Raw genomic sequence first — 14467 nt, 5'->3', positions numbered from 1 at the left:
AAAAAATACAGAGAAACCAGCAAAGACAAGGTTCGCAAACCGTGGTTGGAGTTTTTTGGGAACAAACCCTTTACTCAACAACCCGAGCGAGCCATCAGCCAAGCAGACCAACTGCTGGACTACAAGAGCTGGTCCGAGGAGGACAGGAAAATGTTTAGCCAACTACGTATGCGAGAAGAACAAGCCTTGTTAGCACAGGACTATGCTTTGGAACAAGCTGAGGAAAAAGGGTTGGAACGTGGTCGTGCAGAGGGGATTGAACAAGGCATCGAAAAAGGTTTAGAACAAGGACTTGAACGTGGAAAACTTTTTGCCTTCCTAGATATGGTCCGCCAAGGTCTTCTGACTTCTGAGGTAGCCAGCCAGCAATTAGGCATGACTGTGGCTGAGTTTGAGGCACTGCTGGAAGAACATAAGTGAGAAATCTGTAAGCGTTATGCAATCTTAAAACAACCTAAAAAAGATAGCTAAATTTCTTGATGGAAAGAGTTTGGCTATCTTTTTTTACTTAATGTATTGCTATTTTCAGGAAAGTTTGAACTTTTCCCTTTCTTTTCCGAATAAATAGATAGAAGCATAGAATCTAGCAAATTAGATTAAAAAATGTGCTATAATGAAAGGAGAAAGAATATGACCTTACGTCATCCGGGCATTAGCCCAACTAATGACTTGGTTGCTAAAAAGATTTTTAGTAATCCAGAAATCACTTGTCAATTTATTCGCGATATGCTGGATTTACCAGCCAAAAATGTGACCATTTTGGAGGGAAGTAACATTCATGTCTTGCCTTCCCTGCCCTACTCAGCGCAGGATTTCTATACCAGTATAGATGTTTTGGCGGAGTTGGATAATGGAACCCAAGTTATCATTGAGATTCAGGTACATCATCAGAATTTTTTTATCAATCGCCTGTGGGCTTACCTATGCAGTCAGGTCAATCAAAACCTTGAAAAAATTCGCCAGCGTGAAGGTGATACTCACCAGAGCTACAAGCATATCGCACCTGTTTACGCAATAGCTATTGTGGATAGTAATTATTTCCAAGATGATCTAGCTTTCCACAGTTTTAGTATGCGAGAGGACACGACAGGTGAAGTCTTAACCATCACAAGTAACGGTCAAGAAAACCATCTTGTTAAGATGGCGTTCTTAGAACTTAAAAAATACAGAGAAACCAGCAAAGACGAGGTTCGCAAGCCGTGGTTGGAGTTTTTCGGGAATAAACCCTTTACCCAGCAACCTGAGCGAGCCATCAGCCAAGCAGACCAACTGCTGGACTACAAGAGCTGGTCCGAGGAGGACAGGAAAATGTTTAGTCAACTACGTATGCGTGAAGAACAAGCCTTGTTAGCACAGGACTATGCCTTGGAACAAGCGGAGGAGAAAGGGTTAGAGAGAGGTCTTGAACGTGGTCGTGCAGAGGGTCGTGAACAAGGACGAGAAGAAGGATTAAAAGTAGGTTTAGTAAATCTAGTACGTCAAGGTCTTCTAACACCTGAGGTTGCGAGTGAGCAATTAGGCATGACCGTGTCTGAGTTTGAAGCCTTGCTAGAAGATTATCACCAATAACGGTCAAGAAAACCATCTGGTCAAGATGGCATTCTTAGAACTAAATGTCGAGTCACAGATTACTCCAAACACTGTTTTGAGGTTGGGTATAAAAAGACTTACTTTTTTACTGAGATTGAATTTTTCCTAGCCTCAACATCGTATAAACCCCAAATTCAATCTGACCTGGTTTGAAGAGATTTTCGAAGCAGATAAGGTTTTACTAAAACTAAAAAAAATGATATAATCAAACTGATTAAATGTTTTAAAAATAAAGGAGAATGTTAATGTCTTACCAAGAAAATTACCAGAAATGGGTTGATTTTGCGGAGCTTCCTGACTACCTTCGCCAAGATTTGGAAAATATGGACGAAAAAACAAAGGAGGATGCCTTCTATACAAATCTTGAATTTGGTACTGCAGGGATGCGTGGCTTGATTGGCGCTGGTACAAACCGCATCAACATCTATGTTGTTCGTCAAGCTACTGAGGGATTGGCTCGTTTGATTGAGTCAAAAGGTGGAAACGAAAAAGAACGCGGTGTAGCAATCGCCTACGATAGCCGTCACTTCTCACCTGAGTTTGCCTTTGAATCTGCGGCAGTTCTTGCTAAACACGGTATCAAATCTTACGTATTTGAAAGCCTTCGTCCAACTCCAGAACTATCATTTGCAGTTCGTCACCTCAACTGTTTCGCAGGTATCATGGTCACAGCCAGCCACAACCCTGCTCCATTTAACGGTTACAAGGTTTACGGTGAAGACGGTGGACAAATGCCTCCACACGATGCGGACGCTTTGACTACTTATATCCGTGCAATCGAAAACCCATTTGCAGTTGAAGTTGCTGATGTGGAAACTGAAAAAGCTTCTGGCTTGATTGAAGTTATCGGCGAAGCTGTTGACGTAGAATACCTTAAAGAAGTTAAGGACGTAAACATCAACCCAGCCTTGATTGAAGAATTCGGTAAAGACATGAAGATTGTCTACACACCACTTCATGGTACTGGTGAAATGTTGGCTCGTCGCGCTCTTGCCCAAGCAGGATTTGACTCTGTTCAAGTAGTTGAAGCGCAAGCAACTGCTGATCCAGACTTCTCAACTGTAAAATCTCCAAACCCAGAAAGCCAAGCAGCCTTTGCCCTTGCTGAAGAACTTGGTCGTCAAGTTGGTGCAGATGTTCTTGTGGCAACTGACCCTGATGCTGACCGTGTTGGTGTTGAAGTTCTTCAAAAAGATGGTAGCTACCTCAACCTTTCAGGTAACCAAATCGGTGCTATCATGGCAAAATACATCTTGGAAGCCCACAAAAACGCTGGAACTCTTCCTGAAAATGCAGCCCTATGTAAATCTATCGTATCAACTGACTTGGTAACAAAGATTGCTGAAAGCTACGGCGCAACTATGTTCAACGTTTTGACAGGTTTCAAATTTATCGCTGAAAAAATCCAAGAATTCGAAGAACAACACAATCACACATACATGATGGGATTTGAAGAAAGCTTCGGTTACTTGATTAAACCATTCGTACGTGATAAAGATGCTATCCAAGCCGTTCTAGTCGTTGCTGAACTTGCTGCCTACTACCGTTCACGTGGTTTGACCCTTGCTGACGGTATCGAAGAAATCTACAAAGAGTACGGCTACTACGCAGAAAAGACTATCTCTGTTACCCTTTCAGGTGTCGATGGTGCAGAACAAATCAAAGCGATTATGGCTAAATTCCGCAACAATGCTCCAAAAGAATGGAATGCAACAGCTATCACTGTCGTAGAAGACTTCAAAGCTCAAACAGCTACTGCTGCAGACGGAACTGTTACAAACTTGACAACTCCTCCAAGTGATGTGTTGAAATACACACTTGCTGACGGTTCATGGATTGCCGTTCGTCCTTCAGGTACAGAACCAAAAATCAAGTTCTACATTGCAGTTGTAGGAGAAACAAACGAAGAATCACAAGCTAAAATCGCTAACATCGAAGCAGAAATCAATGCTTTTGTAAAATAAAGACCTATAAAAGATGAGACTAACCAATCTCATCTTTTTTTCGTATCAAATCTAAGCAATTTTAGAAACTTTATGGCATACTAGACATATCAATGAAAGCGAGGTAATCTCATGGAACAATTTTTAGATAACATCAAAGACCTTGAAGTCACTACAGTTGCGCGTGCGCAAGAAGCTCTTGATAAAAAAGAAACTGCAACCTTCTTTATCGGTCGTAAAACTTGCCCTTACTGCCGTAAATTTGCAGGTACTTTGGCAGGTGTCGTAGCTGAAACCAAAGCTCACATCTACTTCATCAACAGTGAAGAACCAAGCCAACTCAATGAGTTACAAGCATTCCGCTCACGCTATGGAATCCCAACTGTACCAGGCTTTGTTCACGTTGCAGATGGACAAATCAACGTCCGTTGCGACTCTTCAATGTCAGCACAAGAAATCAAAGATTTCGCAGGATTGTAAAAAATCAGCTAACAATCACAAAACGCATAATATAAGGTTCAAAAACCTTGATATTATGCGTTTTATTGTTCCTAAAACAGTTACATCAGCATTTCATTACAGAACATTTTAATTTTGGAAGTCAAATCAATTTTTAACAATGGTTTAGAAATCACAGTGGGCTATTCCATATTCAATTATGCAGATTCAATCGCTATTATCGTTTTCCTAGATTATAAAAAAACTACGTTTTGCTAATCAAAACGCAGTCTCAGCCACTATTTTATCTTACTGTCCTTCTTTTACTTCTTTGGTTGCTACATCTTCTCCAAACCATTTTTGGCTGATTTCTTGGAATTTACCGTCCTTGTAAAGACTAGAAAAAGCTTCATTTATCTTCTTAACCAAGGTTGTATCTTCCTTACGGGCTCCAACCGCAAAAGCTTCTGTTTCTAGTCCAACTGTAAAGACATTATAATCGTTTAAAACGCCTTCTGCTTCTAAATAATAGTTTGCATAGACACGATCAATCAATAGACCATCAATTCGATCATTTTTCAAATCAATCAAGGCTTCATTAAAGGTTTGGTATTGATTCGCTTCCTTATTAGCGACAATATCCTTCAAAATCGCTGGGTTTGCTTCAAAGTCCGCATAACCAGATGAGCCAGCTTGAGCTCCTAATGTCTTTCCAGCCATATCCTTTGCAGTCGTGATACCAGATGATTTCTTGGTCACCAATACCTGCTCATTCTTCATATATGAGTTACTGAATGCCACCTTTTCACGGCGTTCATCTGTAGCGGAATAACCATTCCAAATCAGATCAATCGTTCCTTTTGTCAATTCAGCTTCTTTCAAATCCCAATCAATCGGTTGCCAATTTACCGTAATTCCGTATTTTTCAAAAACAGCTGTAGCTAAATCAATATCAAATCCTGCATAAGAACCATCTTTCTGAGCAAATCCCATTGGAACAAAAGTACTATCAAATCCAATAGTAATAGACTTGTTAGACTCGTACTTAGACCAATTATCTCCACTAGTTTCGCTAGCATTTTTCCCACAAGCTACCAAGAACAAAGCAGTCATCAGACTGACTAATACAAGCATCCATTTTTTCATCAATTTTTCCTCCTATTTAGGTTCTACTTTCAATAATACATCTGCAATATTTTCCGCGAACTGCAAATCGTGGGTTACCACAATCTGTGTCATCCCAAGTTCCCTATTTTGCAAGATTAGCTTCTCCACTTCCAAGCGCAATTCTGGATCTAGGGCAGAAGTTGGTTCATCGTAGCCAATGATTTCTGGGTCGATCATCATAGCACGCGCCAAGGCCACCCGCTGCTTTTGCCCACCAGATAATGAAAATGGATAGGCATCTGCATGCCCTGCTAGTCCTAATTGTTCCAAGAGACCACGCGCCTTCTTCTCAGCCTCCTCCTGCTTCATCCCCATGGTCTTCACAGGCGATAAAGTCAAATTGTCCAGAACTGATAAATGAGGGAACAGTTGAAAATCTTGGAATACAAATCCCAGTAGATTGCGCTTCTGTAATTCATCCAGCTCTAAAGGTTGTCCATTATAAAAGATTTGCCCTGAATCAATAGTTTCAAGACCTGCAAGCATACGTAAAAGAGTTGTCTTACCTCCACCAGAAGGTCCAACGATAGCCAGGATTTGCTTTTCAGGAATACTTAGACTGAAATTAGACAGGATTTGTTTGTCTCCAAATTTCTTATTGATATTTCGTAATTCTAACATGGCAGCCTCCTATCTATAATAACTATACTTCTTCTCAACTTTTTTGGAAATAATTGTCACAATCCCAATCAAAATCAAGTAAATGGCTCCTGCCAAGAACATAGGAACTAGACTAGCATCACGGTTGGCAGCTGTTCGACTAGCCAAGATAAGGTCTGAAATTCCGAGAGCATAGACCAAAGAAGTATCCTTGACCAAACTCATAACTTCATTAAAGACACTAGGAAGCACGATCTTGGTCACTTGGGGCAAGATAATATAGCGCACTGTGTCAAAAGGGCTAAACTTCAAGACCTTGGCAGCCTCATACTGTCCTCTTGGAATAGTGTCAATTCCCCCACGGAAAATTTCTGCAAAGTAAGCTGCATAGTTGAGAACAAAGGCAATAATAGCTGCAGGAAGGCGGTCTAAACGAATCCCAATACTTGGGAGCACATAATAAATAAAAATCAGTTGCAAGAGTAAGGGGGTTCCTCGCATAACCCAGATGTAAATGTTAATCAGATAATGGAGGGGCTTCCAATGGACTTGCAAGGCAAAGGCAATCAAAACGCCCAAGGGAATAGAAAAAATCAAGACCAGTGCAAAGACCTGTACAGTCGTGCTCGCACCATTCAGTAAACTCGGTAATATCTCAAATAAATAAGACATACTGCACCTCCTAAAAGTAATTGTTCCTATTATAGCATGAATAAACAAAATAACCAACCATTTTTGCAAAAAAATTCTATCATATACAAATAAAAACCGTAGCTATCAAAAGAGATAAACTACAGTTCTATATGTTTAAATATTCTTACAATCTCTCAAACAGTTCTTGCATTTGCACATCATCTGGAATCAGTTTTAAGTAAGCGTGAGCATGGACTTTTGCTTCTTCAAAATGTCCCAATTCACGCAAGAGATAGATATAGTGTTCCAGAAATTCTGGATTGTCCTTCAAATCTCCTGCCAACCCTTGGTAATGCTCGTAGGCGGTATCTAAATCTTCCATTTCTTGATAGGAACGAGCAATCATCCATTTGGTCAAGAGATTTTCTGGCTCATCGCTCTGCAAGTCTATAATATCCTCATAACGCTCCTGCTCCAGATAAATAGTGGCTAAACGGAGTAAGATTTCTTCCGTATCCTCAGCATCTGCTTTAGCAGTAAGGAGGTAATTTTCTGCACCACTAGCATCATGCAATTCATAAGAGAATTGCGAAGCAGCTAGCAAGAGGCGAGTTTCAAAGGGATTTTTCTCTAAGCCTTGCTTAGCGATACGTAGTGCTTCTTGAACTTGATGTTCCTTATGTAAGGCCTGGCTATATCCATACTCATAACCTTCAAAGTCAGGAGAAATGGTATCGATCTGCTTAAAGTAGAGGACGGCCTTTTGGTATTCTTCTTGATCAAAGTAAAGACTGGCCAACTCAAAAGCTGTTAGGTCATCGTATTCTAACTCCAGGGCTTTTTCTAAAAACTCTGTGGCCGTTTCAAATTTCCCTAACTGGGCATAGGCAAAGCCAATTCGTTGATAGGTCGAAATGCCTGTTTGCTCATAAATAGTACGATTATCTAACTGGGCATAGCCTTGAATGGCCTCTTGGTAATTTTCCAACTCACTATCCAATTCTGCCAAGCCCAATATCAAGAGAGGATCCTCTGAGTAGGTCAAAGCCTCCAGCAATTTCTCACGCGCTACATCTGTCAAACCCTCCAGCTGGTAGAGGTCTGCCTTAAGAAGCAAAGCCGAAACATACCAGTCACTGTCAGCTTTGATTTCCTCAAGATAAGCGAAGGCTTCTTCGATTTGACCATCTTCGCTAGCAATAGCCGCTAGATTAAGATGAACCTCTGGAAAATCCTCTACGATTTTCAGGTAAATTTCCTTGGCCTGAGGATAGAAACCAATTCCTTCAAGATAAGTTGCCAACTCATACAGAAGGTCACTTGAATCATTTTCTAAAGCTTTAGCGAAATAATGCTCAGCCTTGGCTAAATCTTGCTCTTCCAAAGCCTGTAACATCTGTTGACTATTGTTCACTCTTGACTTCCTCGCCCTCTAATTCATATAGACCACTGACTACCTTATACCATTCAAAAATGGCTGAAATGACAACTTTAGCAGAGGCATAAACTGGAATACCAAGCAAGACTCCCCAAATACCAAACATAGAGCCCGAAGTTAACAAGACAAAGAGAACATTAATAGGATGGATGTTTAATTGACTTCCCAAAATCAATGGAGAGACAAAACGGCCTTCAATAGTTTGTTCTACGATAAAGACAATCACTACTTTCAAAAGCATGACTGGCCCAGCAATCAAGCCCAAGACTAGGGCAGGAAGCATGGCTAGGAAACTACCAAGATAAGGAACCAGATTTAAAATACCAGCAGTAACACCAAGCGTAACCGCATAACGTAGACCGATAATCTTAAAGAAGATAATAAACATTACTGCTACAATAATAGCCACTGTTACTTGCCCTCTAACATAGTTGGACAACTGCTGATTCACGTCTGACAAAACTTGTCCAACAGGTTCTTTCAATTTTCTTGGCATGAATTGGGTCAAATAGTTACGCAAGCCTTTCCCATCACGCAAGAGATAAAAGAGCATGAACGGAACGATAATCAAGGCAACAATCACTTGAGAAGCCCCACTAATAAAGGCACTCACCCAGTTGACTGCTCGAGATGAAACCTTACTTGCCCAAACTGTAGCCTGGCTAGAGAAGTTTGTCAAAACTTGTTCTAACTGAGGCCTGAAATCATCTGGTAAATGCTTGGTTACCAAATCATTAATAACTCTGTCAGCATCTTCTAGGTAGATTGGGACATTTCTTGCAAATGTTAAGACCTGACGTTGCAGATTTGGAATAGCTACTGCCAAGCCCCAAATGATAAAGAGAGCGATGATAACAAAGACAATAGTGATAGCTATAACACGATTAACCTTATGCTTCTCCATCCAATCAACAATAGGATTCAACAAATAATATAACAAACCAGACAGAATGACTGGCAACATCACAACTGCTAAAAAGTCTAAAACAGGTGAAAATAGAAAACTAATATTACTTAAAATAAAAAGATTCAGTCCCAATAATAAGGTTACTAAAAATACCGTAATGGCCTTGTTATCTAAAAACCACTTAAAAAACCAAGATAGGCTAAAATGTTTCTCTTTTTGTTCCATATATAATTCCTTTCTGTCGTTCTCTCATTATACCATTTTTAAATCAAAATAACTCTTTTTTAAAGTGCTTACATCTAATTGGATGTCTTTAATTGGCTTGTTTTTGTGATATAATAGTCTTATCTTTATGTAGAGGTAACGTTATGAAAGAAACTGTTTATTTTGGAACTTATACACGTCGGACTTCCCAAGGGATTTACAAGGCTGACTTTGATACAGAAACTGGTCAGCTTTCAAATCTAGAACTTTTTGCAGCTGAGCCAAGTCCAACCTACCTTGCTTTTGACCAGCACCAACACCTATACACTGTTGGTAGCCAAGACGATAAGGGGGGAATTGCAGCCTATCAAACTGACGGGACTTTATTAAATCATGTCGTTGAGGAAGGAGCCCCCCACTGTTATGTTGCTGTCGATGAAAAGCGTAATTTGGTCTATGCAGCCAACTACCACAAAGGACAGGTGCTTGTTTATAAACGTCAGGAAGATGGTAGTCTTTTATTTAGTGATGTAGATCAACACAGTGGCCAAGGTCCACATGAGAATCAAGCATCTCCTCATGTTCACTATACAGATTTAACACCTGACCACTATCTAGTGACCTGTGATTTGGGTACTGACCAAGTCATCACTTATGACCTTGATCAAGAAGGGAAATTATCTAAACTCTATACCTATCACAGCCGGCCAGGAGCAGGCTCACGCCATATCGTTTTCCATAACCACTATAAAATCGCTTATCTCATTTGTGAACTCAATAGTACTATCGAGGTTTTAATCTACGATGGCGTTGGCGAATTTGAACGTATGCAAGTGATTTCAACTTTACCAGAAGCTTACGAAGGCTTTAATGGAACCGCTGCTATTCGTCTCTCTAAAGACGGTAAATACCTCTACGCTTCTAACCGTGGCCATGATTCTATCGCAGTATATACCATCCTTGCGGATGGTAGCTTAGAATTGCTAGAAATCGTTCCAACACATGGTAAAACCCCACGTGATTTTGATTTGACACCTGACCAAAAATTTCTCATTGCTGTCCACCAAGACTCTGACAATGCAACTGTCTTTAAACGTAATTGTGACAATGGTCGTCTAGCAGAACTCTCCAATGACTTCCATATTCCCGAAGCAGTCTGCATCCGTTTTGCTCCTTAATAAAACATATAAAAAATGAACTTGGTATTTTCAAGTTCATTTTTTTCTTATAGTCTATTTCCGACATTAATACGGTTAATGGCACGTTGCAGTGCAATCTTCGCACGACGTTCTTGGTCAATCAAGTGTTTGTCTTGTGCTTCTTCAATTGCACGTTCTGCACGAAGCTTGGCACGTTCTGCACGACTGACATCGATATCACGAGCACGTTCTGCAGAGTCAGCGACGATTGTGATCATATCATTGGCAATTTCAATAACACCGCCGTTTACTGCAATCCAGTTCACGTGATCTTCGTCATCAATACGTTTTACCTTTACTTCATCAACTGCTAAAACCGCAATCATATTTTCATGTCGTGGCAAGATCCCCATCTCACCATCCAGAGTTCGAACCGATACATAGCTGGCATGGTGATCATAGACGAGGCCATCTGGTGTCACGATCTGGACAGTTAACTGAGCCATAGATCACCTCTTAAAATCCCATTTTTTCAGCTTTTGCAATCACATCTTCGATAGAACCTACACCACGGAAGGCATCTTCTGGCAAGTGATCGTATTTACCATCAAGGATTTCCTTAAAGCCACGTACAGTTTCAGCAACTGGAACATAAGAACCTGGCTGACCAGTAAATTGTTCCGCAACGTTGAAGTTTTGTGACAAGAAGAACTGGATACGACGGGCGCGAGCAACCAAGGTCTTTTCTTCATCAGAAAGCTCATCCATACCAAGGATAGCAATGATATCTTGCAATTCATGGTAACGTTGAAGAACGCGTTTTACTTCAGCAGCAACTGCATAGTGCTCTTCTCCAACAATTTCAGGTGCCAAGGCACGTGAGCTTGAAGCAAGTGGGTCAACAGCTGGGTAGATACCCAATTGTACCAACTTACGTTCCAAGTTGGTTGTTGAATCTAAGTGAGCAAAGGCTGTTGCTGGCGCAGGGTCAGTATAGTCATCCGCTGGCACATAGATAGCTTGGATAGAAGTTACAGATCCCTTCTTAGTTGATGTAATACGCTCTTGCAATTGACCCATTTCCGTAGCAAGGGTTGGTTGGTAACCAACGGCTGATGGCATACGACCCAAAAGGGCAGATACTTCTGAACCAGCCTGAGTGAAACGGAAGATATTATCGATAAAGAGAAGTACATCTTGGCCTTCCACATCACGGAAGTATTCAGCGATTGTCAAACCAGTAAGGGCAACACGCATACGTGCTCCTGGTGGCTCATTCATCTGACCAAATACCATGGCTGTTTTCTCGATAACGCCTGATTCTTTCATCTCCCAGTAAAGGTCATTCCCCTCACGAGTACGTTCCCCAACACCGGTAAATACTGAAATACCACCATGTTCTTGGGCGATATTGTGAATCAATTCTTGGATTAAGACGGTTTTACCAACTCCGGCACCACCGAAGAGTCCAACTTTACCACCTTTAAGGTAAGGGGCAAGAAGGTCGATAACCTTGATCCCTGTTTCAAGGATTTCAGAAGAGGTAGACAACTCATCAAAAGTTGGAGCTTTTTTATGAATTGGCTGACGCTCTGCGTCTTCTGTAAAAGGAGCTTCCAAGTCAATGGTATCTCCCAAAACATTGAAGACACGTCCCAAAGTTTCTTTACCTACTGGTACAGAGATTGGACGACCTGTGTCCAATACTTCCATTCCACGAGTCAACCCATCTGTTGATTCCATGGCGATAGTACGGACCATACCATCTCCCAACTCTAAGGCTACTTCAAGGACGATTTTTGTTTTTCTTTCGTCATTTTTGTAGACGACAAGTGCATTGTTAATCTCAGGAAGTTTTTCCCCTGCTGCAAACAAGACGTCTACAACGGGACCGATAACCTGAGCAATTTTACCTGAACTCATCTCCTTCTCCTATTCTATATAAGATACTGTCGGTTCCTAGTTCAACTAGGTCCTAAGTTCATTTTCATACGAGCTGGACTAGAGCCTATTCTAAGGCACTAGCTCCTGCTACAATTTCTGTAATTTCTTGTGTAATCGCCGCCTGTCTGGCACGGTTATACTGAATTGTCAAATCATTGATGACTTTCTTAGCATTATCTGTCGCTGTTTGCATGGCGGTCATACCTGCAGCATTTTCAGCTGTCTTAGCATCGATAATAGCACCGTAAATCATACTTTCTGCAAACTGAGGCAACAACTGCTCCAGAATTTCTTCTCGGCTGGTTTCCAATTCAAAAGTCAAGCTATACTCTTCATCCGCTTCATTTGGATCCAAGTCAACAATCGGAAGCATTTGTTCCACACGCATTTGACTAGTTAGCGTATTGACATGGTGGTTGTAGCAGACATAGAGTTCATCAAAAAGTTCATTTTGGTACATTTCAACAGTTTTTGAAATAATCTTACGAACTTGATCAAAGCTAGGCTGATCCGCCAAGCCACGTAATTCATAAAGTGGTTGAATACCACGAGCCTTAAAGAAATCTGCTCCCATTCCACCAATACAGATCATTTCAAAACCTGTACCATCTGGATGGTATTCTTCTTTCAACTCCATAACGGCTTTCAGAATAGAAGAATTATAACCTCCAACCAAACCGCGGTCTGAAGTAATAACGATATAGCCTGTCTTCTTCACAGGACGGCTAATCAACATGGGATTGGTTGAAGCACCAGCTCCATTACCATGAAGGATATCTGTCAAGAGCTTGCGAACTTTCTGAGCGTAAACTTGGAAGTTACGAGCAGCTTCTTCAGAGCGACCTAGCTTAGCAGCCGAAACCATTTGCATGGCATTAGTGATTTGACTCGTATTTTTTGTTGAGGCGATTTTTGTTTTAATATCATTTAGAGATACTGCCATCTGACACCTCTATTCTTATTGGAAGCTAGATTGATTGAGAAACTCTGTAATCGCAGCATCCAAGACTGCTTCTTCTGGCAAGTCTTTTGTATCACGAATGGTTTCCAAAATCTCTGGATGTTGAGCATCAAAGAAGGCATGGAACTCTTCCTCGAAACGAACAATATCATCTACTGGAACAGTGTCCAAGAAACCATGTGTCAAAGCATAGAGAATGGTTACTTGTTTCTCAACAGGCAATGGTTTGTGAACAGGTTGTTTCAAGACCTCAACTGTGCGACGTCCACGGTTCAACTTAGCCTGTGTTGCCGCATCCAAGTCAGAACCAAACTTAGTGAAGGCTTCCAACTCACGGTATGAAGCAAGGTCGATACGAAGTGTACCAGCAACCTTCTTCATAGCTTTGATTTGTGCAGAACCACCTACACGTGATACAGATGAACCCGCATCGATGGCTGGACGAATACCTGCATTGAAGAGACCATCACCAAGGAAGATTTGTCCGTCAGTGATAGAAATCACGTTGGTTGCGATATAGGCAGAGATATCTCCTGCTTGTGTCTCGATAAACGGTAGGGCTGTAATTGATCCACCACCAAGTTCATCAGAAACTTTAGCTGAGCGCTCAAGCAAACGGCTGTGAAGGTAGAAAACATCCCCTGGGAAGGCTTCACGACCTGGAGGACGACGAAGCAAGAGTGACAGTTCACGATAAGCTACCGCTTGTTTTGAAAGATCATCATAAACGATCAAAACATGCTTACCTTGATACATAAATTCTTCCGCCATGGCAACCCCAGCATAAGGAGCTAGGAAAAGCAATGGAGATGGTTGTGAAGCAGAGGCTGTCACAACGATTGTGTAATCCAAGGCACCGTACTGACGTAGTGTTTCTACTTGCGTACGAACTGTTGATTCTTTTTGTCCAATCGCTACGTAGATACAGATCATATCTTGACCTTTTTGGTTCAAGATTGTATCAATCGCAATGGTTGTTTTCCCTGTCTGACGGTCACCGATAATCAACTCACGTTGACCACGACCAATCGGTACAAGGGCGTCAATAGCTTTCAAACCAGTTTGCAATGGTTCTGATACAGACTTACGTTGCATAACACCAGGAGCTGGCGCTTCTACTGGACGAGTTTTATCAGTGTGGATTTCTCCAAGACCGTCAACCGGACGACCAAGCGGATCCACAACACGACCAATCAGACTTTCACCTACTGGGACTTCCATGATTTTACCTGTACGGCGGATTGTATCGCCTTCACGGATATCTGTAAAGTCACCTAGGATGATAATACCAACGTCTGTTGACTCCAAGTTTTGAGCCATACCATAAGAGCCGTTTTCAAAAATCAACAACTCTCCACTCATGGCATTTTCAAGGCCATGAGCACGCGCGATACCATCCCCGATATAGGTTACAACACCTGTTTCAGTCACATCAAAATTGGGTTTGAAATTTTCAATTTGTTGCTTAATTAAAGCGCTGATTTCTTGTGCGTTAATTGCCAA

13 protein-coding genes and 1 pseudogene are annotated in these 14467 nt (G+C 41.3%); 5 read left to right on the top strand and 9 right to left on the bottom strand.

Features of this window, described 5'->3' with window-relative positions:
- From SP4011_RS04045 to SP4011_RS04030, 4 genes and pseudogenes are all read left to right on the top strand, one after another.
- A pseudogene (locus SP4011_RS04045) lies at window positions 1-420 on the top strand (hypothetical protein); the annotation flags it as partial.
- Between the two features lie 210 nt (window positions 421-630).
- Window positions 631-1569: an Rpn family recombination-promoting nuclease/putative transposase gene (locus SP4011_RS04040; RefSeq protein WP_338620002.1), complete on the top strand. Its 939-nt coding sequence runs from the start codon at window positions 631-633 to the stop codon at window positions 1567-1569.
- A gap of 266 nt (window positions 1570-1835) precedes the next feature.
- The gene (locus SP4011_RS04035) at window positions 1836-3554 is read left to right on the top strand and encodes a phospho-sugar mutase (RefSeq protein ID WP_338620001.1); all 1719 of its coding nucleotides are present in this window, start codon (window positions 1836-1838) and stop codon (window positions 3552-3554) included.
- 111 nt (window positions 3555-3665) lie between these two features.
- Window positions 3666-4013: a thioredoxin gene (locus tag SP4011_RS04030; RefSeq protein WP_138702464.1), complete on the top strand. Its 348-nt coding sequence runs from the start codon at window positions 3666-3668 to the stop codon at window positions 4011-4013.
- A 267-nt stretch (window positions 4014-4280) separates the two neighbouring features.
- Here the strand turns inward: SP4011_RS04030 and SP4011_RS04025 are convergent, their stop codons facing one another.
- The 5 genes from SP4011_RS04025 to SP4011_RS04005 all read right to left on the bottom strand — a co-directional run bounded on the left by SP4011_RS04025 (window position 4281) and on the right by SP4011_RS04005 (window position 8941).
- Entirely contained in the window at window positions 4281-5117 is an 837-nt protein-coding gene (locus tag SP4011_RS04025) for an amino acid ABC transporter substrate-binding protein (RefSeq protein WP_061438856.1), read from the bottom strand.
- A gap of 12 nt (window positions 5118-5129) precedes the next feature.
- Window positions 5130-5759 (bottom strand): amino acid ABC transporter ATP-binding protein, encoded by a 630-nt coding sequence (locus SP4011_RS04020; RefSeq protein ID WP_061423887.1) that lies wholly within the window; start codon window positions 5757-5759, stop codon window positions 5130-5132.
- A gap of 9 nt (window positions 5760-5768) precedes the next feature.
- The gene (locus tag SP4011_RS04015; protein WP_338619999.1) at window positions 5769-6410 is read right to left on the bottom strand and encodes an amino acid ABC transporter permease; all 642 of its coding nucleotides are present in this window, start codon (window positions 6408-6410) and stop codon (window positions 5769-5771) included.
- A 145-nt stretch (window positions 6411-6555) separates the two neighbouring features.
- The gene (locus tag SP4011_RS04010; RefSeq protein WP_338619998.1) at window positions 6556-7785 is read right to left on the bottom strand and encodes a tetratricopeptide repeat protein; all 1230 of its coding nucleotides are present in this window, start codon (window positions 7783-7785) and stop codon (window positions 6556-6558) included.
- The gene (locus SP4011_RS04005) at window positions 7775-8941 is read right to left on the bottom strand and encodes an AI-2E family transporter (protein WP_338619997.1); all 1167 of its coding nucleotides are present in this window, start codon (window positions 8939-8941) and stop codon (window positions 7775-7777) included. The genes SP4011_RS04010 and SP4011_RS04005 overlap by 11 nt, the downstream gene beginning before the upstream one ends.
- 143 nt (window positions 8942-9084) lie before the next feature.
- On the opposite strand from SP4011_RS04005, the gene SP4011_RS04000 reads away from it, so the two are divergent.
- Window positions 9085-10098: a lactonase family protein gene (locus tag SP4011_RS04000; protein ID WP_338619996.1), complete on the top strand. Its 1014-nt coding sequence runs from the start codon at window positions 9085-9087 to the stop codon at window positions 10096-10098.
- A 47-nt stretch (window positions 10099-10145) separates the two neighbouring features.
- Here the strand turns inward: SP4011_RS04000 and SP4011_RS03995 are convergent, their stop codons facing one another.
- From SP4011_RS03995 to atpA, 4 genes are all read right to left on the bottom strand, one after another.
- Window positions 10146-10565: a F0F1 ATP synthase subunit epsilon gene (locus SP4011_RS03995; protein ID WP_119947746.1), complete on the bottom strand. Its 420-nt coding sequence runs from the start codon at window positions 10563-10565 to the stop codon at window positions 10146-10148.
- Window positions 10566-10575: 10 nt separating this feature from the next.
- Window positions 10576-11982 carry a F0F1 ATP synthase subunit beta gene (atpD, locus tag SP4011_RS03990; protein ID WP_000094360.1) on the bottom strand — a complete coding sequence of 469 codons (1407 nt, stop codon included), beginning with the start codon at window positions 11980-11982 and terminating at the stop codon, window positions 10576-10578.
- Between the two features lie 85 nt (window positions 11983-12067).
- Window positions 12068-12946 (bottom strand): F0F1 ATP synthase subunit gamma, encoded by an 879-nt coding sequence (locus SP4011_RS03985; protein WP_338619992.1) that lies wholly within the window; start codon window positions 12944-12946, stop codon window positions 12068-12070.
- Between the two features lie 15 nt (window positions 12947-12961).
- Entirely contained in the window at window positions 12962-14467 is a 1506-nt protein-coding gene (atpA, locus tag SP4011_RS03980; RefSeq protein ID WP_023942963.1) for a F0F1 ATP synthase subunit alpha, read from the bottom strand.

The sequence above is a fragment of the Streptococcus parapneumoniae genome (assembly GCF_037076355.1).
GTDB lineage: Bacteria > Bacillota > Bacilli > Lactobacillales > Streptococcaceae > Streptococcus > Streptococcus parapneumoniae.
The sequence above is the reverse complement of the archived record's forward strand: the minus strand, read 5'-3'. Positions and strand labels throughout refer to the sequence as shown.

Coding starts and splice junctions, on each gene's coding strand:
- SP4011_RS04040 (WP_338620002.1), top strand. CDS start 631: ATGACCTTACGTCATCCGGGCATTAGCCCAACTAATGACTTGGTTGCT.
- SP4011_RS04035 (WP_338620001.1), top strand. CDS start 1,836: ATGTCTTACCAAGAAAATTACCAGAAATGGGTTGATTTTGCGGAGCTT.
- SP4011_RS04030 (WP_138702464.1), top strand. CDS start 3,666: ATGGAACAATTTTTAGATAACATCAAAGACCTTGAAGTCACTACAGTT.
- SP4011_RS04025 (WP_061438856.1), bottom strand. CDS start 5,117: ATGAAAAAATGGATGCTTGTATTAGTCAGTCTGATGACTGCTTTGTTC.
- SP4011_RS04020 (WP_061423887.1), bottom strand. CDS start 5,759: ATGTTAGAATTACGAAATATCAATAAGAAATTTGGAGACAAACAAATC.
- SP4011_RS04015 (WP_338619999.1), bottom strand. CDS start 6,410: ATGTCTTATTTATTTGAGATATTACCGAGTTTACTGAATGGTGCGAGC.
- SP4011_RS04005 (WP_338619997.1), bottom strand. CDS start 8,941: ATGGAACAAAAAGAGAAACATTTTAGCCTATCTTGGTTTTTTAAGTGG.
- SP4011_RS04000 (WP_338619996.1), top strand. CDS start 9,085: ATGAAAGAAACTGTTTATTTTGGAACTTATACACGTCGGACTTCCCAA.
- SP4011_RS03995 (WP_119947746.1), bottom strand. CDS start 10,565: ATGGCTCAGTTAACTGTCCAGATCGTGACACCAGATGGCCTCGTCTAT.
- atpD (WP_000094360.1), bottom strand. CDS start 11,982: ATGAGTTCAGGTAAAATTGCTCAGGTTATCGGTCCCGTTGTAGACGTC.
- SP4011_RS03985 (WP_338619992.1), bottom strand. CDS start 12,946: ATGGCAGTATCTCTAAATGATATTAAAACAAAAATCGCCTCAACAAAA.